Below are 23597 nucleotides of genomic sequence, written 5' to 3' on the forward strand. Positions count from 1 at the left end.
TTGTCAATATAGAGTTTGTGAATCTTGAAATCTTTAACTTCTAATCCCCAATCACCAACCCATAACCCCCACGCAGCCGTGGTCGAGGTTGAGAACTTAGCGTATGCCTATTCCCGTCAGGAGCCAGTATTACAAGAAATTTCTTTTACTTTAAATCCGGGCGATCGCGTGGCGTTGATGGGAGCAACTGGTTCTGGAAAAAGCACCTTGCTAGAGAACCTAATCGGCTTAAAACAACCGCAAAGTGGGAAAATTACGATTAATGGCATCCCGGTAGAACCGAAAACTCTACCCCAAGTCCGTCGTCAAATCGGCTTTAGCTTTCAAGATGCCAACGACCAACTATTTATGCCGACCATCTTGGAAGATATCACCTTTGGGCCACGCAACTATGGAATGTCGCAAGCCTTGGCAAGCGATCGCGCCCGGCAGTTATTAGCTGATTTTGGACTCGTTGCCTACGCCAATCGTTCCGCCCACGAACTCTCTGGTGGACAAAGACGCCTGGTCGCCCTAGCCTCAATTTTAGCCCTAGACCCGACAATTTTAATTTTGGATGAGCCGACTAACGGTCTTGATCCAGCGTGGCGGCGGCATTTAGCACAAGTGTTGTTAAAGTTACCCGTGCAGGTGATATTAATTGCTTCTCATGACCTACATTGGCTAGGCAGAGTTACTCAACGCGCTTTGGTACTATCTGGTGGTCGCATTCAAATAGACAGCAATATTCAGCCACTTTTGCAAGATAGTGCTACTTTAGACCAGTTAGGTTTGCCAATAGGTTGGTAATTCCAGATGAAGGGGAGAAAAGAATTACTGAACAATAATCTTTCCTCAATGGCTCGCCTTCCGTGTCTCCCCTGTCTTATTTTCTCGTAATATTTGGATACTTATTCTCGGTTTTATTGTTGGGGTGTTAATGTCTGTTTCACATAAATATACTGTTATTGCTTCTGTTAGCCTAAGCATTGTTTTATTCATTAGTAGTTGCAGTGAAAATAAAGTTTCCCAATGCCAGCGACTGATTCGAGTTGTGAATGCCGGAACTTCTCTGATTGATAAAAATAAAGGAACGCAAGTGATTACCAGCATACAGCTATCTAAAGATTTAGAATTTGTGACTAAATCGATTAAGGAACTGAATTTAAAAGATCCTAAGCTGAAAGAATTTCAAAGCGGTTTCATCAAGATTTTTCAAAATCTTAGTCAAGCGGTAGCCAAAGCCGCTAGGGCCCTTGGTGCGACCAAAACAGCAGATGCCTCAGCATCTGGTAGAGAAAAAATCCAAAAGGCGAGAGATGAAATTGACTCAGCTTTGACAAAAGCCACAACACTTGGCCAGCAGTCGGATACATTAGTCAATCAGATGAATAAATACTGTAGTCAACCAGAATAAATAATCTATCTGATGGCGCACAAGTATTTTACACTCTTGGCAAAAACTTTAGAATGCTTCTGGAACTCTAGCAGGGCAAAATTAAATCAATATAATAGTTAGGACAGGGGCCAATACCGTTCGGTTAAGAAATTTACTCGTTTGGGCAAGCAGGGGGGGAAAGAATAGCTTTTCATAAACTCTTTGCCTCCCCTACTTATCCGAACCTTATTGAGACAGGGGCAACATTCACATAAAAAAAGTCCACAGGAAGGTATTTAGCAGCGTTTTTACCGCTCACACTTTCTTTGTGTTGTAGATTTTACTCTAATGATTTTCTGGCTATACTAGTGATTTCAGTTGATTGAGAAACTTCATCCCCCAGTATGAAAAACATAGAAACTTTAAATTCCACACATACAAGTGTGCATTTCATTAGAAGTGATACAAAAGTCTTGCCTGGTCTTGGAGTAAATAAATTTATTGGGGAGTAAAAAGATTTTATCAGTTAATCACTAAGGTTAACACTAACACTACAGAGTGAACTTAGACCAATAAACATATTCTAAATTAGCACCTATGAAAGAAGAATTGATAGCCAGAGTTATACAGGTCTTGCGAATTAATATGAGTTGGATGACTTGGAATTTATTTCTGGCTTTTATACCTTTAGCTTTGAGTGTGTGGCTATTTCGCTTTAGGCGTGGTGGCTCTTGGCTTTGGTGGCTAGGATTCTTAGTTTTCTATGCTTTCTTACCTAATGCACCATATTTATTAACTGATGTAATTCACTTGATAGATGATATCCGGACGATTCAATCAGTTTGGATGATTACTTTAGTGCTTATTCCTTTGTATTTATTAGTAATTCTTAGTGGATTTGAAGCTTATGTAATATCGTTAATTAATTGGGGTTACTACTTACATCGGATCGGCAAAAGTCAATGGATTTGGCGCGTTGAGTTAATTACCCATCTTCTCTGTGCTGTTGGTGTTTATTGGGGACGATTTTTGCGTTTCAACAGTTGGGATTTTATTACTCAACCCGATGCCGTACTAACCAAAGGGGTAGAAGAAATCTTGGGAAAACAGCCCTTAGTGATTGTTGCTATCACCTTTGTGGTACTTGCCAGTTTGTACTGGATTATGAAACGAGTAACTTTAGGTCTTAACCAACGTGATAGTAAAATAGGGATAAATTCAGGACGCGCAAACTCTAACACGCCAAATTTTTGATGCTTGTGACGATTTTGGCTTTTAATTTAGGGTTTTAATTAGTAATTTCCTCGATCAATATTGCCTATCAAAAGAAAGATGCAATTAAACCCTCCTTGAGGTGAAATAAATTCAGAAGCAAACGGTTGGGCTACAACTGCCACCATCTGAGAATAACGTCCTATCAGATTATTGAATATCAATGATTTGATCTGATGTATTTGGTCACGTTAATAGGAGGGATATAATATGCAATTAATTTCTAGAGAGGAAATAAAAACATTATTAGAGCAGCCAAAAGGAAATTGTGTTTCAATTTATATGCCAACGCAACCAGCCGGCCCAGAAGTGCGACAAAACCCAATTCGCTTTAAAAATTTGATCAGAGAAGCAGAGACTCGTTTAATTGATGCAGGTTTGGAACAGGAAGATGCGATCGCATTGTTAGGAAAATCCCAGGAAATTGATACCCAAGAGTTTTGGGAGCAAATCGGAGAGCAAGGGCTGGCAATTTTTATTTCCGACAATATTTTTCGCTGTTATCCCCTACCAATCGATTTTCAAGAGTTGGTCGTAGTTACAGACCGATTTCACATCAAACCACTGCTACCAATTTTAAATGGCAATGGTCGCTTCTATATACTGGCTTTGAGCCAACAAGATGTCAGGTTCTTTGAAGGAACACGCTACAGTGTCAAAGAGGTAGAAGTAGAAAATCTCCCTAAAAGTCTAGATGAAGCTCTGCAAAGAGACGATACTGCTAAAGAAGGTCAGTTTCGCATCGCAACATCAAAAGGAGGAACCTCCAATCCTTTTTCGCAACCAGGTACGTTTCATGGACAGGGAAGCCCTGACAGGGATAGACGCCAAGAAGACATCCTGCAATTCTTTCAAATTGTTGATGGCGCATTACACGAGAAACTGAAATTGCAAAAAGCGCCTTTGGTACTGGCTGGGGTAGAGTATCTCTTGCCTTTATATAGACAAGCAAATACTTACCAGCATTTGATGGATGAAGGTATCACTGGTAATCCAGAAATTCTCAGCGCCCAAGAGTTACATGACCAAGCTTGGCCGATTGTCGAGGCTGATTTCCAAAAGTCACAGCAAGTAGTTTTAGAGCAATTTCACGAATTGTTTGGTGGTGATACTGGCAAAGCATCTAACAACCTCGAAGAAGTTATTTCAGCCGCTTATTACCAGCGAGTGGATTCATTACTAGTTGCAGTTGGTCAGCAACAGTGGGGTTTATTCGATCCAAGCTCAGAAACGGTTTATTTGCATCCAGAAAAAGAAACTGGTGATGAGGATTTGTTGGATTTTGTTGCTGCTCATACTTTATTAAACGGTGGCACGGTTTACGCTGTTCCCTTTGAAGAGATTCCATATAGCACAGCCGTTGCGGCAATTTACCGATATTGACATTTTGATGGTGTTGTATAAAGTTGAATCTGCTATATACAACACCAACGATGATTACTAGTCGCTCCTTTATCAGTCAATCTCTAATCGGTTTAGCTCTTTTGAGTGCAACGGCTGTATTTACCCAGACTGCAACAGCAGAAACAATAACTGGGCAATTGGGAAATGTGCGAGCAGAAATATCCTACGAAAAGCCAGAGGAATATCAGTATAAAAATGTCCGGTTGAAAATTATCCGAGCAGGTAAAACTGTTTTAGATCAAAAACTGCCGCAAGAAAATGAATATGACAGACCTGTGGGCAATATATCTGGACAAGAAAATAACTTACCAGTGCAAGACTTGGATGGTAACAAAGAACCAGAAATAATTGCCGATTTCTTTACAGGTGGAGCGCACTGTTGTACTTATTCATTGATTTATCGCTATGACAATAAATCCCAAAAATATATTAATATTCGCCATGAATGGGGCAATGGTGGCTATCGGCTCAGGGATTTAGACAAAGATGGACTGCCAGAGTTTGATAGCCGAGACGATCGCTTTGCCTATGCTTTTACAGCTTATGCTGCTTCTGCCTACCCCCTGCAAATTTGGCATTATCGCCAAGGAAAAATGGTTGATGTGACTCGTAGCTATCCTAAATTAATTTCCAACCATGCCTCAGAGCTATGGCAAACTTATACCCAGGCACGGCAACAAGGCGATGATGGCAAGGGCTTTTTAGCAGCTTATTTGGCTGATAAGTATCTGCTGGGTCAAGGGGAGGATGGATGGGGACGAGTGCAGCAAGCTTACAAAAACAGCGACCGCACCAAATATTTCGCCGATTTACGTAAGTTTTTACGCGAAACTAGCTATATTAAATAAAATTAATTTTTTCCCTCTTTTAATTCACGTTGTGCTGCTGCTAGAATTATGCGCTGTTCAGCACGAGCGATCGCTTGATATGTTCGCTCCACTGCTTCCGGTTCAACAGAAATGGATGTTATGCCCCATTCCACTAACTGATCGATGATTTCTGGATAGATGGCTGGTGCTTGACCGCAGATTGAACAAGGGATATCGGCACTTTTAGCCATTTGGATCAGTTGAGCGATCGCACCCATAACTGCCGGATGACGTTCATTAAATACTTTTCCTAGCTGTCCTTGTTCTCGATCCACTCCGAGTAATAATTGGGTCAAATCATTTGTACCAATAGAAATTCCGGCTGCACCTGCTTTAACATATTCTGGCAGTAAAAACAGGATGCTTGGCACTTCTGCCATCATCCACAATTGAAACTGTGACACTTCAGTTAAAAGAGCTTGCTCAACTTTGCGACGGCAAAAGACAAATTCTTCCACAGTCCGCACAAAAGGCAATAGTAGATTTACATTGTTGTAACCAGCTTGCTGGACAGTCGCTAAAGCTTGCAGTTCTAACTCAAAGACTGCGGGATTTTGTAAATAGCTAAAAGTGCCACGTTCACCCAACATCGATTGTGTTGAAGATTGTACATTATCACTCAATGATGGTAAATCTTGTGGCCAATCTAAAGAACGATAAAAAACTGGTCTTGGTGCAAAGGCACGGGCAAATTGCATAATTTGCTCAGACCATAGCTCTAACAATTCTGCTTGCCGCCCGCCTAAAATCCAACTATTAGGATGTTGCCCAGACAATATATTTAGTACCATCAATTCTGAGCGCAACAATCCCACTCCATCTACAGGGAAGCTTTGTACTTGTTCTATTAAACTGGACTGACTCAAGTTAACCAGCAGTTGGGTAGCAATCATAGGGAGATGAGAAGTAACAGGATGCGATGGGGAAATAGCGGGATGGAAAGGATTTTCTGCTACTTTCCTCTTCTCCATCTCTTTTTCTTTCCCACTTTCCCCTTCTTCTTTGATCCGATAAACTTCTCCTCTGTCGCCATCGAGTAGCAGTCGTTCGCCAGTTTGGATTAAGGTTGTAGCAGATGTTGCATTAACTACTGCCGCGATACCTAATTCTCTGGCAAGAATTGCTGCGTGGCTAGTTAATCCGCCTTGTTCAGTAATAATACCACCAACTTGGTGCAGTAATGGTAACCAATCAGGAGCGATCGCTTTTATTACTAAAATCACTCCCTTGGGTAATTCTTCGGGTTTGTGCTGCGGATTATTAATTACAAAAGCATTCGCCACAACACGTCCTCCTGCTGCTCCTATTCCTCTAATAAAGTGTCTGTGGTGAATTACATGGGGAGAACTAACTTGTGTAATGTAAAGCTTGCCAGATGTATTTTGCCGGGCGATAGTCCATTTAATGGTAAAGCTTTTACCCAGTTCACTTACTAGTTGAGTTCCTAGAGCAATTATTTGTTGTACGTATTCTTCTTGTAAAGCGTACTGTTTTTGTTGGGCTTCCTGAATTAGGTAGGTATTTAGACAAGTGTGATCTGATGTTAGCGCTGACTTGGGCAGGGGTTGCGAAAAAGCTTCAGGTGCTGCATCATCTACACCATAAGCGAGCATTTTATTGCCCAACTGCTGCTCAAGCACAACACCGGTTGCTTGTTGAATGTAGTAAACATCTGGCTGGACTTCGCCAAGAGCAATTGCAATTCCTAATCCCCAAGTAGACTCAATTTCCCATCCAGAGGAGTTAGCACTCAGCAAGCCACTGGCGATCGCATTCTCAACAGGTTGAACCAAAACAGCTAAACTGATTTGTTGCAGGTTAATTCCTGCCCGTTGCCAATATAGTAGACTTCTAGCACGAAATATCTGGCTCCAGGTACGCTTGAGGGCAAAAGCGATCGCTTCTGGTTCGCACTGGCAAAACACCGATTCTAGCAAACCAGATATATTCTTTATACTTGGAGTAGCATTTAATACTGCTAAGGTAGGACGAAGAATCAAACAACCAGTTTGCCATTCTCTAGCTGCTTGGAAAATTGTAGTCACCCAATCCTGCGGCACAGTCGCAGTGAGAATTTCTTGGCGCAAGCGACCAGCTACCTGCTGAAGTTGACGCCAATTAGCTACATCTAGATGTAACGAAGAATGGGGTAAGTCAGCCACTAATGATTCTGAACTATTGAGATTTTCGAGAAATTCTCGCAAAATCTCTGTCGAAACGACAAAACCAGGCACCACCGGATAGCCACGCTGCATGATTCTGCTCAAGTAAAATGCTTTGTCACCTACTTTGGCGCGGTCTTGTAGTTTAATTTGGTCTAGCCAGTAGAGTTTGTCCACTCAATTTGTTAGTTGTCAGTTATTTATTTGTAGCCATAGCCATTTCCTCCTAGTACGTTATTAGCCGGAAATCTACTGACTCCTTACTAAAAGAGGAGTTTCCAGCATTTACGTTTAATTTGCCGACCTTATTAGTGGTTAATTGCCAGTTACACGATGTATTGCTGTAATTTAACTCCTTTGTAATTCAAATATTTTCCTCAATAGTGCGTAGGTTTTGCCCAAAAAAGCACTCCGGAATAGGTTAGGGAGCTACTGCGTTAGGCGGTGCCGGCTTATTCGCCTTTGACATTCCCGCAGGGTAGCAAGTGGCGTTTGAGGAACGTAGACCCAAAGGGGCTTCCCGTAGGGTAACCCGACATTTTCTTTATCTTTGTTGGGTTTCACGACCTTCAACCCAACCTACAAATCTTCAAAACCTACGCAATATTGATATTTTCCTTTATTTAGCCTCTCTTTCCTATAATCGGGGGTTTAGTTGTTTGAGCTAGTTGTAGATGGCGATATCATATTTAATTATTGAGTGTATAGGTTAAATCTAGCAATTTCAGGTACAATTTTATAGTTCAGTCGTTTTAAAGAGTTAAAATCTATTTAATAAACTTAAATTTATCCAGTTTGCCCAATTTATGATCATTGCCATAATTTAATAATGCAAACCTTCATTTTGACCGAGATAATTTATTATTGAGAAATAATCTTAATAAAGTAAGATATTAAGTTATACCTAAAAAACTATTACCTAATTGATATCATCCAAAATATGATACAAGCAATTAAATTGCACTCGTTAAATTAGACTCCATCAATAAAAGATTAAAATGCTTCCTGCACTATTTTTGTAAAAATATTAATAATCAACCTTGTATAGTTCGGCGGAAATAAATCTAATATTTCATTAGACACAGACCTAAAATTAAAGTATGCGTGACTTTTGACTTCCGCCTTGCGGTATTAGTAGCTGTGGCGAAAGCTTACCTACCTTTAACAATAGAATTTTGCTCAAAGTCTTGTTAATTTATATGTATAGTACCTAGATTTATGCTTTGCTGTACTAATATATAAAATCTTCTACACCAAAGTAAGCATTGCCAAACACTTACTACCTTGCAACTAATGATTGGCTAAATATTAGCTTCAGACTGTGCCTTGCATTGTTCATTGGAGCAATCATCGGCTTAGAACGCCAAATTAGACGTAAACCAGCTGGTTTAAGAACTCATATCTTGGTGAGTTTCGGTTCAGCCATTTTTACTCTCATAATTATGCAAACAGATGGGCCACTGTCCAGTCGTGATGCACTTAGCCGCGTCATTCAGGGCATTGCAGCCGGTGTGGGATTTCTCGGTGCTGGAGAAATTGTGCGCCAATCTTCTCAAGAATCACAGCGACTTGAAATTCACGGACTCACATCAGCAGCAGCTATTTGGGTTTCGGCTGCTTTGGGAATTGCTGCTGGCTGTGGTTTGTGGCAGTTAGCATTAATCAGTGCTTTTTTGACTTTTTTGGTTCTTACCGTTTTTAAAAAATTAGAAAAACGTGATTAGTAATTAATTAGGACTTACGCAAAAAGTGCTAAAAAGCTTAATTTATCGAACCGCCAAGACGCCATCGCGTAGCGTCTCGTTAGAGAAGAACACCAAGAATCGTAGAGTTTGCATAAGTCCTATTAATTATATATTATTTTTAATAAAAAAGATGCCTAAGAAACATAGAGTTCTTGAGCTTCCTAATTTACCTTTATCTGAAAGTATGAATAAGGGAATACCAGATAATCAATTATCTGAATTAGAGAGCTATCAAAACGTACATTTATCAAATTGTCAGCTTGAGGGAACTAGAGGAGTAGATTTTCAATATGCTTACTTTGATAATGTTAAAGCTATAAATACTTATTTTAAAAAGCTTTCTTTACAAGATGTTAAAATTACTAAAAGTGATTTTGCTAATACTGAATGGGAAGAAAGTTTGCTTAGTAGAGTTGAGTTTATTAACTGTAGATTACTGGGATTTAAAGCAATAAAATCTAGATTAAAAAATGTTATGTTTAAGAACTGTCAAGGACAGTTTTCACAATTTAATTTGAGTAAGTTTGAGCGTGTTATTTTTGAAAATTGTCAGCTTGAAGATTCCACATTTTTGGAAACTTATCTAACAAATGTAAAATTTATAAATTGCCGAATGAATAACGTTATTCTTACTAATGCTAAATTTAAAGATGCAGATTTTCGAGGTTCTAATATAGAAGGCTTGCAAATTAATATCAATCAGCTTAAAGGTGTAATTTTAGATTTATTTCAAGCTGCTTATATTCTTCAAAGATATACAAATGTAATAGTTAAACCTGTTGATGAAGAAACGACGGATAACGCAGAAACATATTAGTAAGTAAGTATAGAGCAGTAAATAGGCCTCCAAGTCTTAAGATTTGGTGTAAGGATTCAGGTCATACCAAAATCTCTACGAGCTTTTGTTGATAAAGGTTTCTAGGGATTAGTCACAAATTTATATTCTCAATAAGAATTGCGTAACGACTATATTTTCGTGCGTTATTGCGACTAAAGGTATGTTAATAAGAGAAACTCAATTTTGAAACTAGCTCTGTGACGGGGTTTTAAACACCTGAATCCTTACGATTTGGTCTAGCTTCACAAAAAAACAGTATGAGACAATAGATATAAATCAAGAAAGTCTTACTACATCTAAGTTTCTTAATTACGAATTGATATAAACTATGCTTCAACTACTATAAATATGATTTTTATAATTATTGATGTTGCATTATTTCTCCTGCCTTCACAAAAAGGATTTGTGAAGATTTCAACCATTGAGAATCAAAAGAACCCAAGTGAGTAGTAGTAATTAGGGTCTGAAAGCGGTCTTGAATGGCATCAAGTAATTGATTTTGGCGGGATAAATCTAGTTCGGCAAGAACATCATCAAGCAATAGCAATGGTGGCTCTTTAACGACTTCTTCAATTAATTGTAATTCTGCTAATTTTAAGGCTAGAACCAGCGTTCGTTGTTGACCTTGAGAACCGTATTGACGAGCGGGTGTCTGGTTAATAGTTAATTCTATTTCGTCTCGATGAGGGCCAACAAGAGTAGTGCCTTGGTGCATTTCGGCGATCGCTCGTTGCTGGATTTTTGCTAAAAAAGCTTGCTGCACTTCTTCTGGATGGTTATCCTCTAAAGGAATATTCGGCAAATACTTGATTTGGAGAACTTCTGTACTGCCGCTAATGCTAGCGTGCCAAGCCGTAGCAATGGGAGCTAATCGTTGTATGGCGCGATCGCGTCGTCTAATTACCCTGGTTCCTGTAGTAGCTAACTGTGCATCCCACAACACCAGCTCTGACTGTAGAGAGGTTACATCCAACGTCTCCAGATAGCGTTTTAAAAAAGCATTGCGCTGGCGTAACACATGGTTATACTGCTGCAAAATGTGAGCATAAACTGGTTCGAGTTGAATTAAGAGTGTATCTAACCAGTTGCGGCGACCTTCCGGGCCGCCGCGTACTAGTTCTAAATCGAGGCTGGAAAATTGGACTGCATTGAGAACGCCGAGAAAATCCATTTGACGGCGGATAGATTCACCATTGAGGGCAACGCTACGGCGACCATTGCGGCGGAGGGTTAAAGTCAGGTCACTAACGCCTGTTTGTCGCTCAAGAGTGGCATTAATTTGGGCTATGGGTTCCCCTTCTTGAACCAAATCGCGATCGCGGGTAATTCGGTGCGATCGCAATGTCGCCAGCAACTCCACCGCCTCTAACAAATTCGACTTTCCCTGAGCGTTATTACCTACCAAGATTGTTTTGGCAGCACTAAACTCAACCTTTTGGTCTTGATAATTGCGAAATTGTCGTAGATTTAGAGTTTTCAGGTACATAAGTTCAATTTTGGATTTTAAATTTTAGATTTTGAATTGAAGATAAATCTAAAATCTAAAATCTAAAATCTAAAATTTCCTTTTCAGACAGCCTTCTTGCCCATAATCCGCAGAAATATCTTCTCCGCTTCAATCCAGACAAACATTAAGGCACTAAAGCCTATACAAACCCCCAACTCTTGCAGGTTCAGGTAGTGAGTACCAAAGAAATCTCGCAGGGGTGGGACGTAAACTAGCATCAACTGCAAAATCGTGGTGACAATAACAGCTGCTAGTACAAATATATTAGAAAAGGGATTCATTTCGATGGTCAGTCGGTTGTTGGAGCGAATAGCGATCGCATGACCCATTTGGGCAATACACAAGCTAGTAAATACCATTGTTTTCCAACTATCACGATCGCCTTGATAGCCAGGGGCATGGGTGTGTTGATAAGCCCACCACATTAAGGCAATGGTGATAATGGCAAATATTATCCCAATGCGAATCATGTAAGAACCCAATCCCCTAGCGAAAATACTTTCGCGGGGACTAAAAGGCGGACGTTGCATCACATCCGGTTCTGGAGGTTCCACAGCTAATGCCAAAGCTGGTAAACCGTCTGTTACCAAGTTCATCCACAAAATTTGTAAGGGAGTAAGGGGAACGCCTCCCAAACCAATTAGGGGTGCTGCTGCAATTGTCAAAACTTCGCCAATGTTACTGCCCAGAATGTATTTAATAAAACGGCGAATATTGGTGTAAACAACTCTACCTTCCTTGGTAGCACTGACAATGGTGGCGAAGTTGTCATCAAGTAATACCATATCGCTGGCTTCTTTACTTACATCAGTGCCAGTAATGCCCATCGCAATGCCGATGTCAGCTTGTTTAAGGGCTGGGGCATCGTTAACACCATCGCCTGTCATCGCCACAAATCGACCCCGGCGTTGCAGTGCTTGGACAATTCGCAGTTTGTGTTCTGGGGAAACCCTAGCATAAATGCTCACCAGGTCAACGTTTTGCTCTAATTCCTGGTCACTCATCCGTTGCAATTCTTGACCTGTGAGGAGGCGATCACCTTCTTGGGCGATTCCTAAATCGGTAGCGATCGCTCGTGCTGTTAATTGGTGGTCGCCTGTAATCATCACTGGGCGAATACCTGCATCTCGACATTCTTGCACAGATGCCCTTACTTCTGGGCGTGGCGCATCTAGCATTCCCACCAATCCCAACCATACCAAGCCTTGCTCAGATGTCTCGCTTGAACTTTCTGGTGGAATTTCTACCAGTGGTTTGTAGGCAAAACCTAGCACCCGCAAACCTTTACTCGCCATCAGGTCATTTTCTGCCAAAATTTTCTGGCGTTGTGCTTCAGTTAAGGGGGCTGTGTCATTACCTAAATGAATTTGAGTGGAACGTGCCAAGGTTAACTCTGGAGAACCTTTGGTAAACATTAAGTAAGGTTCAGATTCAATCAAACTAGTGATCGCTGGGTCAATGCCTCTGGAAGATGCGTCACCTGTAGCGACTCCCTCCACCTGAGAAATCACGCTCATCCGCTTCCGTTCTGAGGAAAAGGGAAACTCTGCAATACGAGGTAATTTGCTGTTCCACTGATCTTTTTCAATTCCAGCTTTGCCCGCCAGTGTTAACAATGCTCCCTCTGTGGGATCTCCCAAAATCGACCATTCCCCTTGTTCTTTTTGCAACACTGAATCATTACAAATAGCACAGGCGACTGATAACGCTGAAATTTCTGGAGAGTCCTCTAGGGAAATTTTTTGACCATCTAACTGAAAGTCTCCTGTGGGAGTGTAACCTTCGCCGATGACGCGAAAAGTTTTGTTATTAGTAGAAACCGATTGCACTACCATTTTATTTTGCGTCAGCGTGCCAGTTTTATCAGAACAGATGGTAGTTACAGAACCCAATGTTTCCACTGCTGGCAATTTGCGAATCAAGGCATTCTGGCGCACCATTCGCTGGGTTCCTAGCGCCAAGGTGACGGTAATTACAGCAGGTAAACCTTCTGGCACTACAGCAACCGCCATACTCAAAGAAACTTCCAAGAGTTCTTGGATATTTTTGAAACCTCCGTCTTTGATTACACCACCGACGACGACGATCGCCACGAGAATTAAGGAACCCGTAACTAGGACATTACCCAGTTGAGTCATCCGTTGCTGTAACGGTGTCGGTTCGCTTTCCACCGCCTGCAACATCGTGGCAATTTTGCCTAGTTCTGTAGTCATTCCGGTGTTAGTCACCAGAACCTTCGCCCGTCCTTGGACTACTTCGGTTCCTTGATACACGACATTGAGGCGATCGCCTAATGATGTTTCCTCGGGCAATTTGAGTGATGCCTGTTTATTCACGGCTTCGGCTTCACCAGTCAATGCCGACTCACGCACTTGTAAATTAGACTGTTCGATCAAGCGTCCATCTGCGGCTATCTGCATCCCAGCTTCCAGCAGCATGACATCCCCTGGAACTAGATCCTTGGCTGCTATCTCCACCAATCTAGCCTCGCGGATGACGCGCACTAAGGGAGAGGTCATTTTTTTCAGGGCTGCCAAGGCTTTTTCGGCACGGCTTTCTTGGACGTAGCCAAGTATGCCATTGAGGATGACAATTGCTAAAATAGCGATGGTATCTTTAAATGGCACTTCACCAGGCTTCAAGCGACCCTCCCGCAAAGCCATCAGGTCTAAAAAGCCAGAAATTAGAGCTACGCCAATCAGCATCAACAACATAATGTTCTTGAACTGATCCAGCAGGATTTCCCAACTACTACGGCCAGCAGTTTCTTCAAGTTCGTTGGGCCCGTACTTTTGCAATCTCTGTTCAATTTCTTGGGGTGTTAAGCCACTGTCTGCATTACTATCAAGCAGGTCTAGCGCTTTATCAACTTCTAAACTATGCCAAACGGCGGCACCTTCAGGCAGAGAATTAGCAGACATCGTGTAAGTCACAGGAAATGGTTACAAAATTCGATCATAATTTAGTGATGGCAAGAATTCCATCTTCTAAAGTTACATTAAGGCGATCGCCCAGTCGCACAAGTGTATCTGTAATTCTTAACATTTGTAAATTTATACTTTTTTCAGGTAGTGTTATTTCTCACGAAAGAGTTTTTCGGAACACATTGTACCGATAATTATGAGTTATAGAGGTTTAAAGCTTAGTTACAGAGTATATGCCACAATTAATTTTACGCTGTCATTGCTTTAATTTATATCTAGTCAATAGCCAGGATGCATGGCACGATTGCATTTATTCTCTACGAGACGCTACGCGAACATTTTGAATTTTGCCCAAAGTTGAGTCAGTTGCTTGTGCATTTTCCCGCTCAAGCGAACTGGTGTGCTGGTAGGATTTCCCGATCTAGCAAACTTTCAAGCTGAATTTTGAATTGCTTAAGCGTGCTAAACCATTCAATAAATATGATTAATTAATATGAGTTTTGCACTCCCCACTTTGACCGTTAGCCAGATGTTTGGGCAAAAGACAATTCGACCGCTTACTGCTGCTACCCTGTGTGGCATTACTTTCATTAAAGATAGGCTGATTGCCATCGACAGTATTAAAGGGCATCTACTAGAAATTGATCCCACCTCTGACAACAGCAAAATTCTCAATCCCCATCAAGTTAAAGAATTTACTGATGTCACTGGTCTAGCTGCGTGGGAAGATACCCTGTGGGTGAGCCGAGAAAATAGTGTTTACTCGTGTAAGCTTAATGCTTTAGGACTGGAACATTTTGTAACATTGCCTTATCCTGCTGACGGCGTTGCTGTTTGGGAAACAACAGTTTATGTCAGTTGCCAAAGACTAGGCTACATTCTGATTTATGACCGCGAAACGCGAAAAGAGATTACCAGGTTTTATGCCCCAGGCGTTGGGATAGAGAATTTAGCTGTTACCCAGGAAATGCTGTGGATTTGCGATCGCACCGAACAATCAGTTTACGCGATGGATAGAGCTACAGGTGAGCTGCAATTTAGCGTCCTGACACCCTTTGAATGCCCCACAGGCATAGCAATTCATAAAAATGCCGAAACAGGAAAAGAAAATATTTACGTCGCCTACGCCTCAGAGGAGGCTTATATTCGGGACAACCCAAATGCCGATCCGAGTTATGAGCTAACGTTCCGCGATCGCACTTTTATTCACCCCCTGTATTATCATTACGATCCAGATAAGCGCTACGCCCTCTCTAATGGCTATCTAATTGAAATGTCCTACGCTGAGGAAATTGCACCCTTAGACGAGGTTTATTTACCCGATGTAGAATGGCGCATCGCCTTACCATCGGAAACTGAACGGCAAAAGGTAAAACACGTTGAACCCATTGGTATACCTTTTACCGAAGAAGTAGTACAAGGGCAACGTGTAGCAGTCTTTAAATTTGATTCTCTTGCCCCAGGTGAACGGCATATATTTGGCTGGAAAGCACTTTTGGAAGTTCGCGGTATTAAGTATCGCATCACACCTAGAGACGTGGAAGATGTACCTAAACTTTCTTCAGAATTAGAAACACGCTACCTAGTGGATGACGACGATTTAGCAATGGATACTACCATTGTTCGCCGCGCCGCCAGAGAAGCGATCGGTTCTGAAACCAATGTGCTGCGGAAAATGCACAGCATCCGCAACTACGTCTATGATGAGTTGTCTTATGGTATTAAACCTTACATAGACACGCCAGATACAGTTTTAGAACGGGGCGTTGGTTCCTGTGGCGAATATGTAGGCGTTTTACTTGCCCTATCCCGTTTAAATGGTATTCCCTGCCGCACCGTAGGTAGGTACAAATGTCCTCCTCATAGTGACTTTGTAGGAGTACCGCTACAACCCGACTTTAATCATGTTTGGTTGGAGTTCTATGTCCCGAATTTTGGTTGGTTGCCAATGGAATCAAATCCTGACGATATAGGTGAAGGTGGCCCTTATCCGACGCGCTTTTTTATGGGCTTATGCTGGTATCATATTGAAATTGGCAAAGGTATCACCTTTGAAACCGTAACAAGTCAAGGTGAACGGCTAACCAAAGAAGATATCCCCATTGGCGATTTGGCAATAAATCATATTCGGTTCACAATTCTTAAAGAATTGCCGCCTTTTTGAATTAGGGAATGGGGCATTGGGCATGGGGAAGAAAACTTAGGGACAAGGAGAAAGACTTGTTTCAAGTTCTCACCTCTTGTCCTCTTGTCCCCTTGCTCCCCATTCCCCACTCCTACTAGCTGCTATTAACTCTTAAACTAGGCAATGGATACGATTTATACTGCTTAAAATCAGCAAACTCACAGATTGAGTTAAATGGACAAAAGCGGCAGTGAGAGCCAGGATTGGGAGGGAAAATCTTACTGAAATTACTAGTTTCTTCCTGATATTTTTGTAAATCGTGCTGGTGCTTGTGGGCAATATTAGCTAACTCAAATTTTAAATATTCTAATTCACTATTATTGATACTAATTAACTCAGACTTTTTACATATTTCTAAATTATAAAATGATGCAACAGCTTCCCGTCCAGGGTAAAGATAACGAGCAGCTACTAAATAAACTAATGCCTGTCGTCGATCAAAAGCCGACTTACCAGTTTTGAAATCTAAAATATGTATTGTGCGATCGCTCTCAAGAAAAACGCAATCCATAGCTGCATATAAGCGAAAGCAATAATCTTCTTGTTCAACTACTATCGGTTTAGGAAAGCCTTCATCACCCGGCGTTAATTGGATAATATCTTTATCCAAAAGCAACGGTGCATCATGATATTTTTTCAGAATTTGCAGCACGCGTTGCTGGACTTGAACGCTTGAGTTGCCTAATTTAAGTAGCTGTGCAACTCTTTCTACACCATCAGCTTGCTTCAACAGATACGTGTGATGATGAAACTCATAAATGCCTTTTTGGGCAAGTATACCAATTCGCTGGGGCGCGGTGGCTTGCCCTAAAAGCGCTTTGACTTGTGGTTCGTGTTGCCGTGCTTTGATAAACCCCCGTCTCATCTGGCAATGCCAGCGTTCTTGCCCAGTCGCTGGGGCAACTAGAGACCAAAGGTGATAACTGGCAAAAGGTCGATCGGGGGTTGACATTGCTCAGAAACAGTGAGAGAAAATACGGTGATGAGAAGTTTAAACTAAGGCTTGCTTAGAAAAGAACTTCGGAGAATAGTTGCTGCTACACCCGCTTTGCGAGAAGCTTTTATAGTACTGATAATGTACAGGAGCAAGTAGCAAAAATGTCCAGTAAGATAAAATTTGGTACTGATGGATGGCGAGGGATTATTGCCGATGACTTTACTTTCCCCAATGTGCGGAAAGTAACAAGAGCAATCGCCACTTACCTGGATACAGCCTATACAAAAAATAGACCAGTACTTATTGCCTACGATACTCGCTTTTTAGCTGACCAGTTTGCCCAAATATCAGCCCAAGTTTTGGCAGACTTGGGTTGGACTGTGAAAATTACTAATCGGGATTGTCCCACACCAGTAATTGCCTACAACGCCCGTCATCTAAATTCTGCTGGGGCATTAATGTTTACTGCTAGTCATAATCCAGCACCCTACTGTGGAATTAAATATATACCTGATTATGCTGGGCCTGCCACTCCTGAGATTACTGATACTATTGTGGCAAATATAGAAAGTGCATCGGATGAGTTGCCTGGGAGTAACCCATCAGGTTCAATTTCAATTTTCGATCCGAAAGCAGATTATCTGCAATTTATCTACACTCTACTTGATATAGAAAAAATTAAAAGCGCTAATTTAAAGGTAAAGTACGATGCTTTGTATTCTACCTCTCGTGGCTATTTAGATGAAGTTTTGCAACATAGTGGCGTTCAGTTAGAAAATTTCCACGATTGGAGGGATGTTTTATTTGGGGGTGGAATGCCAGAACCCAAAGGAGAACAATTAGTTGAGTTAGTACAAGCAGTAGTTCGCGATCGCGCTGATTTGGGTTTGGCAACCGATGGAGATAGCGATCGCTTTGGTATCGTCGATGAACAAGGAACCGTCTTGACTCCTAATACTGTGCTGTTAGTTCTAGCACGTCATTTAATCAGAAATAAAGGTAAAACTGGCGCGATAGTCCGCACTGTGGCGACAACCCACCTACTGGATAATTTCGCCGCTAAAAATGGGCTGCAAATTTACGAAACACCAGTCGGTTTTAAATACATCGGCGAAAAAATGCGGGAAACTGCCGTGTTAATTGGTGGAGAAGAATCAGGCGGTTTGAGTATTATCGGGCATATTCCTGAAAAAGACGGAGTATTGGCCGATATGCTGGTGGCAGAAGCGATCGCTTATGAAGGTAAACCTCTTAGTCAGATGGTTAAGGAAGCGATCGCCCAAGCCGATGGCCCACTTTATAACAACCGCTTAGACTTACACCTCACAGAGGCGCACAAAATCGCCGTTATCGACTCTTTTACTAAAAATCCACCTACAGATGTAGCTGGAATTAAAGTCAGGGAAGTGGGACGTAAAGACGGTATTAAGCTGTATTTAGAAGAAGGTAGCTGGGTTTTACTGCGTCCTTCCGGTACAGAACCCTTGGTGCGCGTCTATCTAGAAACCAACACTCCCGAAAAACTCACCATAATCGCCCAAGAGTTAAAGAGTGCCATTGCTAAACTAAAAGGATAAGAATTAAGAGTTAAGAGTTGTAAATTAACAATTCTTAACTTCTAAATCCTATTAACAGTTATGATTTATGAGTTCTAAATTAATAACTCCTAGCTTCTAACTTTTAACTTCGCTCAAAATATGAAAATCGCTCCTTTTTTAACATCTCTAGTTGTAGCGGTTTGGGTAATAGCGATCGCAATTATTTCAGTCCAAAATGCCACACCCGTATCGTTAAAATTCTTAACATTTCAATCGATTCAGATACCAATGGGTTTAGTGCTGGCTTTTAGTGCCGTTGTCGGATTAATTGGTATGGCACTGCTGCAACCTCTGTGGGGACTTGCTGGTATTGGGCAGGGTAATTCTCGATTGGAAGACGATGCGGAATTTTTTGTCGATGATGAAGACTTTTGAGGTTTGAATAGCTGTGCAGTATCAAAATATTATTGCAATCGAACCAGGAAAAGGAGACGGCTATGAGCGCAACCTATAAAGCAGATTTTAATTTGTGGATTGAACAGACAACCCAACTATTGCGATCGCATCGCTGGCAGGAAGTTGATGTAGAACATCTGATTGAAGAGGTTGAAGGCTTGGGCAAAAGTGAACGGCGGGGTATTTCCAGTCAAATAACTCGCTTACTTTTGCATTTGCTGAAGTGGCAATATCAACCCCAGCGTCGCTCAGATAGTTGGCTCGATTCCATCACCGATTCTCGCACCCAGATTGAGTTAGCAATAGAAGATAGTCCTAGTCTTAAGAGCTATCCTACAGAGCAACTTGAGGAAAGTTATCAAAGGGCGCGTCGGCAAGCAGCCAAGCAAACGGGGATAATTATATCCGTGTTTCCAGAAGAATGTCCATATTTTTTAGAGTTAGTGTTGGATGAAAACTGGCTACCGGAAGCAAGCGATATTTGATAACTTTATTTGTGACTGTGTGGGTAATGGCGCTAATCTGGATAGCGCTTTGACGTGTGGAAAACTCGAAGAATTTCTACTGACTCTTCTTTGACTCGATAAATAACAATATATGACGTGCTAGAAACTACTAGCTCCCTTGTACCTTCTATACGTCCAGTTCGCCCCATAAAAGGATAATTCTCAAGTTGACTGGCAGCAAGTTGAATCTTCAATATCACTTCCTGCGCTGCTTGTGGATTCTCTTTCAGGATGTAGTTATGGGCTTGTTCCAAATTACGAAGCGCACGACGTAGCCACTTAATCTGCATTGGTGAGTCTTGCAAAAGTCGCCTTTACTTCCTCATCACTGGCAAAGTCTCCAGCATCCGCTTCAGCAATCCCTTTTTGAATTTCCTCAATTTGCCACTGATACATCTCTAGATAAGTGGCTACTGCCTCATTAAGTACGTAGCTGCGATCGCGATTCATTCCGGCTGCGATCACATCAAGTGCAGCCTTGTGATCGCTATCTATCCGAAACGTAATATTTTCTTTGCTCATCGTCTTGTGAAAGTTGTCTTGCGATATATTATATTGCAATATGTGGCAATGCAAGATAATGATAGTGGCGATCACTATTTCTAAGTTCAAAATGCCACACCCGTATCGTTAAAATTTTTAATATTCCAATTGGTTCAGATACCAGCAGGTTTAGTCTTAACTATCCAGGGTGTGAGGTGAAGTCAGCCTAATCATACAATACACTTTGATAACTAGGCTGATAGTTATACTGTTAGTGGTTATTAAGGTTTACAATATCATCCAAATATCGCTATCTTTCAAATCATACTATTGAGCAATTCTTGCTCTAATTTAATGTTGATTATTTCATCTAATCCTAATAAAAAACTGCGATCATCGTGGTTATCTTTAATACCTAATGTAACATTTTTCAGCTTACCTTCATAATCTAAAATTTTAGGTATGAACATTTCAACTAGTCTTTTGATTAAAGGTATGAATATTTTAAATTCATGAGCTACTGGAGCTGAATAAGCTAATCTAGAAGCGGCTTGAGTTGCTTTGTGAGTAAAGGCAGCTATATTATCGGTAGCTAAAAATTCATTCATTGCATCATTTAAAGACTTCAATTTTTTCATTGATTTAGAAATTTCTTGCTTTATTTTTAGCATCAAATCCTTAGCTAAATTAATTTTATTAATTCCTGCATTTATTTCTGATTCATATTCTCTTACCTGAATTAAAGCTTCCTCCTGCAAACGAGTAAGTATAAAACCAGTAATTAATACTGCTGGACTCACAGCAATATTAGCAGATGCAAGTAGAGATAAAATTATCATGCTTCCTGCAATAGTGTTCATTGAAGATTTACTTAAACAATCCCTTGTATAGTTATTGGCTTGTTTGATAGATAATTTGTTAGATATAATTTCTTGCACTGCTAATTTTATAGGATTTGCAAGATGAATTACTCCATAGGAATTCTTCAAGTAATCAATATGATTAGCATCAATCAATAAATCTTGCTTAATTTCATTGAAAGTATTTTTGCATTCTTGAATTTGATTAATTGAAAATTCGCTGGGATTCAGCTTTTTTATTTTTTCAAAATTTTCATCAAAAAAACTAAAAAATTTTCCCATATTATATAGAATATCTTGCCGAAGTTGATTGTATTCTTGTATAAGATTCTTTGTAAAGATGAAATCTACTTCCAACTCTCTAAAAGCTTCATTATAAAGACTTGAGATTTTTTTTAAACTTCTCTTTTTCTACGTCTATGTTGGAAATTGCCCTCACACCTGCAAACGCTCCTACAGAAGCACTAGCTAAAGCAATAGTGTCTAAGATAAGTAGAATCATAAGTACTCATTGCAATTTGTATTTTTTTACCCTTTTTCTAAGTGTTTAACCTCAAAATCAGGGATTGGTTATACATAGACTTCCCTAATTAAGCCAATTATCACCATTGAGGCAGTATAAATAAGCAATATTTATGAAACTATATTAAATACAGAGCTATCAGTTATAGCTATCAATTTATGTCTCACTTAGTATCCCAACTACTCGTGGTTTTTAGCGTCTTGACGCAGGTATTGCAACTGTTAGGATAAATGACAGGAGGGTTTATTATGTCCAATACTGCTCAAGAAATATACAGCCAAGTTGTTTGTAACTTATCACCGACTGAGCGGCTACGCTTGGCAACCCTGATTTTAAATGAGCTAGTCGAGCAAAACTTGTCTATCATCGACCAAAGTGATACTTGGACTGAGCAAGATCAGCATGATTTAGCATCCTTCTCTTTGGAGTACGCAACTTCAATTTTCCCTGAAAGTGAGGAGACAGTTTAGTGACATTCAATCCCGGTGATGTAGTCACAGTTGATTTTCCTGGTGTCACTGGTATTAAGCGTCGTCCTGCTGTAGTTCTGTCATCTGCCACTTATCACGCAACTCGTCCCGATGTGATCATTGGACTCATCACTAGTCAGACAACTGCCCTTGGAATTACTGATTACACACTTCAGAATTGGGCAGTAGCAAGTTTGCGGGTTGCGTCTGTTTTCAGAAGTTTTATCGTCACCTTACCACCCTCAGCTAATTTGGTTTTGATTGGTCACTTGTCAGAAGTTGATTGGAAAGGTGTTCGTGCGTGTGTCAAGATAGCTCTGACTGAATTAGATGATTTTAAACCATCATCGAATGCATCATCTAACTCATAGAAATTTATGTATCTTTAGCAACTAAATTACTTGTGCGATCGCAGAGAGGCTAACACCTCAACCCTTGAGTTCATGCAAGTATTTTAATATCAGGTACTTTTATTTAACTCTAGTGATTTTAGGTTATCCCTCTTCTAAGAAACCAGATTTTCTATATTCAGTGAGTTGTAGGCGCGTAGGCGTAGCCCGTCGTAGACATCGCTAACCATTACAGAATCTGGTGAATCTATAACAAATTTTCTGGATCAACACCTAGCGCATTCAATCTTTCAATTAACATTTTCACCTGTTGTTCTGCTTCCACCCGTCGCTGTTCTTCAAAAGCTGTGCGTTCTTCCGCTTCCCTAATGCGTTCTTCTGGTGTCAGCAATTTTTGCCCTTCCTCGTCATACCAGTATAGCCACTCCCGCACAATACCTTGATAAATTCCCCGTTCTCGCCCAATTCCTAAACCAATCTCTGGCAGCCAAACGGGATTTCCTGACATTAAGATATATTCGCCATCAACTAAGTGATACACCTCCAAAGGTGTCTTTTTACGCCGAAGCGGACTATATACAACGTAGTACAAAATCCCTAATTCTTTGGCATATAATTCTTTTTTAGTGCTATATTCTTCTCGATATATTTGGGAAACAACTTCTAGTGCTAAGATCGGCTGCTTCTTTTCTTCCCACAGCACATAACTTAGGCGTAAATCCTCATCAATGAAGCGTTTAACTCCTAAGCTAAGAAATCCATCAGGGACGATGGCTGGTTTGTCTGGGTGATAATAAATACCCATGTCAACACCAAAGAACCAATCCCAGCGATCGCACCAAACCAAAGCCAGTGTCGTTTTCATTAAGCCGGGAATTAAATTTTGGAGTTCATTATCCACAGCAGTATCATCTGAGTCGGGTAATTCTTCGGAAGATGGCAAACAATGCAGTGGATTGTAGTTTAACATGAGCGGTTTTGCCAAATTTGATTCTAGATAGATTGTACGTAATCTATTGATGTGCGATCGCAGCACAAGAATAAAGAACCATTTTTAGTCTAGGCGTAGCCCTTTGTAGACATTGCCTGTGGATTTTTCTCAGTATTCACAGACTTGTGATTGCAAAATTTTACATTAAATTCATGGTTTTTCGATACTGATTACTAGAATCTCTAACTGACAATAGCAAAAAAGGGCAGGTACAAAACCC

22 protein-coding genes and 1 pseudogene are annotated in these 23597 nt (G+C 40.7%); 14 read left to right on the forward strand and 9 right to left on the reverse strand.

All coding sequences use genetic code 11. The annotated features are described in order from the left end of the window. Window positions 1-24: 24 nt before the first annotated feature. From RMY00_RS28140 to RMY00_RS28160, 5 genes are all read left to right on the forward strand, one after another. On the forward strand, window positions 25-789 hold the full coding sequence (locus tag RMY00_RS28140) for an ABC transporter ATP-binding protein (protein ID WP_322650694.1): 765 nt from the start codon (window positions 25-27) through the stop codon (window positions 787-789). Window positions 790-919: 130 nt separating this feature from the next. After that, window positions 920-1396, forward strand: a complete 477-nt coding sequence (locus RMY00_RS28145) for a hypothetical protein (protein ID WP_322650695.1) — start codon at window positions 920-922, stop codon at window positions 1394-1396. Between the two features lie 558 nt (window positions 1397-1954). Further along, complete coding sequence (locus RMY00_RS28150; protein WP_322650696.1) at window positions 1955-2611, forward strand: DUF1361 domain-containing protein; 657 nt, start codon at window positions 1955-1957, stop codon at window positions 2609-2611. Window positions 2612-2839: 228 nt separating this feature from the next. Then, window positions 2840-4012: a hypothetical protein gene (locus RMY00_RS28155; protein WP_322650697.1), complete on the forward strand. Its 1173-nt coding sequence runs from the start codon at window positions 2840-2842 to the stop codon at window positions 4010-4012. Between the two features lie 50 nt (window positions 4013-4062). Continuing rightward, window positions 4063-4881 (forward strand): hypothetical protein, encoded by an 819-nt coding sequence (locus RMY00_RS28160; RefSeq protein WP_322650698.1) that lies wholly within the window; start codon window positions 4063-4065, stop codon window positions 4879-4881. Window positions 4882-4883: 2 nt separating this feature from the next. On the opposite strand, the gene RMY00_RS28165 is transcribed toward RMY00_RS28160, so the two are convergent. After that, window positions 4884-7241: a putative PEP-binding protein gene (locus RMY00_RS28165; RefSeq protein ID WP_322650699.1), complete on the reverse strand. Its 2358-nt coding sequence runs from the start codon at window positions 7239-7241 to the stop codon at window positions 4884-4886. Between the two features lie 1088 nt (window positions 7242-8329). On the opposite strand from RMY00_RS28165, the gene RMY00_RS28170 reads away from it, so the two are divergent. After that, window positions 8330-8788, forward strand: coding sequence for an MgtC/SapB family protein (locus RMY00_RS28170; RefSeq protein ID WP_322650700.1), 459 nt, complete (start codon window positions 8330-8332; stop codon window positions 8786-8788). A gap of 151 nt (window positions 8789-8939) precedes the next feature. Continuing rightward, complete coding sequence (locus RMY00_RS28175) at window positions 8940-9626, forward strand: pentapeptide repeat-containing protein (RefSeq protein ID WP_322650701.1); 687 nt, start codon at window positions 8940-8942, stop codon at window positions 9624-9626. A 382-nt stretch (window positions 9627-10008) separates the two neighbouring features. Here the strand turns inward: RMY00_RS28175 and recF are convergent, their stop codons facing one another. Then, window positions 10009-11133 (reverse strand): DNA replication/repair protein RecF, encoded by a 1125-nt coding sequence (gene recF / locus RMY00_RS28180; RefSeq protein ID WP_322650702.1) that lies wholly within the window; start codon window positions 11131-11133, stop codon window positions 10009-10011. Window positions 11134-11216: 83 nt separating this feature from the next. Continuing rightward, complete coding sequence (locus RMY00_RS28185; protein ID WP_322650751.1) at window positions 11217-14075, reverse strand: cation-translocating P-type ATPase; 2859 nt, start codon at window positions 14073-14075, stop codon at window positions 11217-11219. 496 nt (window positions 14076-14571) lie between these two features. On the opposite strand from RMY00_RS28185, the gene RMY00_RS28190 reads away from it, so the two are divergent. Beyond that, a complete protein-coding gene (locus tag RMY00_RS28190; RefSeq protein WP_322650703.1) occupies window positions 14572-16242 on the forward strand; it encodes a transglutaminase family protein in 1671 nt (556 codons plus the stop codon). 115 nt (window positions 16243-16357) lie between these two features. Here the strand turns inward: RMY00_RS28190 and RMY00_RS28195 are convergent, their stop codons facing one another. Continuing rightward, complete coding sequence (locus RMY00_RS28195) at window positions 16358-17215, reverse strand: PD-(D/E)XK nuclease family protein (protein ID WP_322650704.1); 858 nt, start codon at window positions 17213-17215, stop codon at window positions 16358-16360. Window positions 17216-17361: 146 nt separating this feature from the next. Here RMY00_RS28195 and RMY00_RS28200 point away from each other — a divergent pair, with 146 nt between their 5' ends. From RMY00_RS28200 to RMY00_RS28210, 3 genes are all read left to right on the forward strand, one after another. Then, window positions 17362-18777 carry a phosphoglucomutase/phosphomannomutase family protein gene (locus tag RMY00_RS28200; RefSeq protein ID WP_322650705.1) on the forward strand — a complete coding sequence of 472 codons (1416 nt, stop codon included), beginning with the start codon at window positions 17362-17364 and terminating at the stop codon, window positions 18775-18777. Between the two features lie 120 nt (window positions 18778-18897). Next, window positions 18898-19173, forward strand: coding sequence for a LapA family protein (locus tag RMY00_RS28205; protein ID WP_322650706.1), 276 nt, complete (start codon window positions 18898-18900; stop codon window positions 19171-19173). Window positions 19174-19235: 62 nt separating this feature from the next. Beyond that, a complete protein-coding gene (locus RMY00_RS28210; RefSeq protein ID WP_322650707.1) occupies window positions 19236-19679 on the forward strand; it encodes a DUF29 domain-containing protein in 444 nt (147 codons plus the stop codon). A gap of 32 nt (window positions 19680-19711) precedes the next feature. On the opposite strand, the gene RMY00_RS28215 is transcribed toward RMY00_RS28210, so the two are convergent. Both RMY00_RS28215 and RMY00_RS28220 read right to left on the reverse strand, forming a co-directional pair. Further along, entirely contained in the window at window positions 19712-19990 is a 279-nt protein-coding gene (locus RMY00_RS28215; protein ID WP_322650708.1) for a type II toxin-antitoxin system RelE/ParE family toxin, read from the reverse strand. Next, window positions 19980-20222 (reverse strand): CopG family ribbon-helix-helix protein, encoded by a 243-nt coding sequence (locus RMY00_RS28220; protein WP_322650709.1) that lies wholly within the window; start codon window positions 20220-20222, stop codon window positions 19980-19982. Before RMY00_RS28220 ends, RMY00_RS28215 begins: the two co-directional genes overlap by 11 nt. An 84-nt stretch (window positions 20223-20306) precedes the next feature. Between RMY00_RS28220 and RMY00_RS28225 the strand changes: the two are divergent. Beyond that, window positions 20307-20381: pseudogene (locus RMY00_RS28225) on the forward strand (DUF1049 domain-containing protein); the annotation flags it as partial. Window positions 20382-20500: 119 nt separating this feature from the next. Here RMY00_RS28225 and RMY00_RS28230 read toward each other — a convergent pair. Then, a complete protein-coding gene (locus RMY00_RS28230) occupies window positions 20501-21400 on the reverse strand; it encodes a hypothetical protein (RefSeq protein WP_322650710.1) in 900 nt (299 codons plus the stop codon). Window positions 21401-21416: 16 nt separating this feature from the next. After that, complete coding sequence (locus RMY00_RS28235) at window positions 21417-21545, reverse strand: hypothetical protein (protein WP_322650711.1); 129 nt, start codon at window positions 21543-21545, stop codon at window positions 21417-21419. Window positions 21546-21814: 269 nt separating this feature from the next. Between RMY00_RS28235 and RMY00_RS28240 the strand changes: the two genes are divergently transcribed. Both RMY00_RS28240 and RMY00_RS28245 read left to right on the forward strand, forming a co-directional pair. Continuing rightward, window positions 21815-22036 (forward strand): hypothetical protein, encoded by a 222-nt coding sequence (locus RMY00_RS28240; protein WP_322650712.1) that lies wholly within the window; start codon window positions 21815-21817, stop codon window positions 22034-22036. Next, on the forward strand, window positions 22036-22407 hold the full coding sequence (locus RMY00_RS28245; protein ID WP_322650713.1) for a type II toxin-antitoxin system PemK/MazF family toxin: 372 nt from the start codon (window positions 22036-22038) through the stop codon (window positions 22405-22407). The genes RMY00_RS28240 and RMY00_RS28245 overlap by 1 nt, the downstream gene beginning before the upstream one ends. A gap of 226 nt (window positions 22408-22633) precedes the next feature. Here RMY00_RS28245 and RMY00_RS28250 read toward each other — a convergent pair whose 3' ends face one another. Continuing rightward, window positions 22634-23356, reverse strand: coding sequence for a Uma2 family endonuclease (locus tag RMY00_RS28250; RefSeq protein ID WP_322650714.1), 723 nt, complete (start codon window positions 23354-23356; stop codon window positions 22634-22636). Window positions 23357-23597 lie beyond the last annotated feature (241 nt).

Source organism: Nostoc sp. ChiVER01 (assembly GCF_034531155.1).
GTDB lineage: Bacteria > Cyanobacteriota > Cyanobacteriia > Cyanobacteriales > Nostocaceae > Nostoc.

Excerpts from the sequence above, each read along its gene's own strand:
- recF (WP_322650702.1), bottom strand. The coding sequence starts at position 11,133 with ATGTACCTGAAAACTCTAAATCTACGACAATTTCGCAATTATCAAGAC.
- RMY00_RS28160 (WP_322650698.1), top strand. The coding sequence starts at position 4,063 with ATGATTACTAGTCGCTCCTTTATCAGTCAATCTCTAATCGGTTTAGCT.
- RMY00_RS28250 (WP_322650714.1), bottom strand. The coding sequence starts at position 23,356 with ATGTTAAACTACAATCCACTGCATTGTTTGCCATCTTCCGAAGAATTA.
- RMY00_RS28235 (WP_322650711.1), bottom strand. The coding sequence starts at position 21,545 with ATGATTCTACTTATCTTAGACACTATTGCTTTAGCTAGTGCTTCTGTA.
- RMY00_RS28190 (WP_322650703.1), top strand. The coding sequence starts at position 14,572 with ATGAGTTTTGCACTCCCCACTTTGACCGTTAGCCAGATGTTTGGGCAA.
- RMY00_RS28220 (WP_322650709.1), bottom strand. The coding sequence starts at position 20,222 with ATGAGCAAAGAAAATATTACGTTTCGGATAGATAGCGATCACAAGGCT.
- RMY00_RS28215 (WP_322650708.1), bottom strand. The coding sequence starts at position 19,990 with ATGCAGATTAAGTGGCTACGTCGTGCGCTTCGTAATTTGGAACAAGCC.
- RMY00_RS28210 (WP_322650707.1), top strand. The coding sequence starts at position 19,236 with ATGAGCGCAACCTATAAAGCAGATTTTAATTTGTGGATTGAACAGACA.
- RMY00_RS28240 (WP_322650712.1), top strand. The coding sequence starts at position 21,815 with ATGTCCAATACTGCTCAAGAAATATACAGCCAAGTTGTTTGTAACTTA.
- RMY00_RS28205 (WP_322650706.1), top strand. The coding sequence starts at position 18,898 with ATGAAAATCGCTCCTTTTTTAACATCTCTAGTTGTAGCGGTTTGGGTA.
- RMY00_RS28185 (WP_322650751.1), bottom strand. The coding sequence starts at position 14,075 with ATGTCTGCTAATTCTCTGCCTGAAGGTGCCGCCGTTTGGCATAGTTTA.
- RMY00_RS28175 (WP_322650701.1), top strand. The coding sequence starts at position 8,940 with ATGCCTAAGAAACATAGAGTTCTTGAGCTTCCTAATTTACCTTTATCT.
- RMY00_RS28145 (WP_322650695.1), top strand. The coding sequence starts at position 920 with ATGTCTGTTTCACATAAATATACTGTTATTGCTTCTGTTAGCCTAAGC.
- RMY00_RS28155 (WP_322650697.1), top strand. The coding sequence starts at position 2,840 with ATGCAATTAATTTCTAGAGAGGAAATAAAAACATTATTAGAGCAGCCA.
- RMY00_RS28200 (WP_322650705.1), top strand. The coding sequence starts at position 17,362 with ATGTCCAGTAAGATAAAATTTGGTACTGATGGATGGCGAGGGATTATT.
- RMY00_RS28195 (WP_322650704.1), bottom strand. The coding sequence starts at position 17,215 with ATGTCAACCCCCGATCGACCTTTTGCCAGTTATCACCTTTGGTCTCTA.
- RMY00_RS28150 (WP_322650696.1), top strand. The coding sequence starts at position 1,955 with ATGAAAGAAGAATTGATAGCCAGAGTTATACAGGTCTTGCGAATTAAT.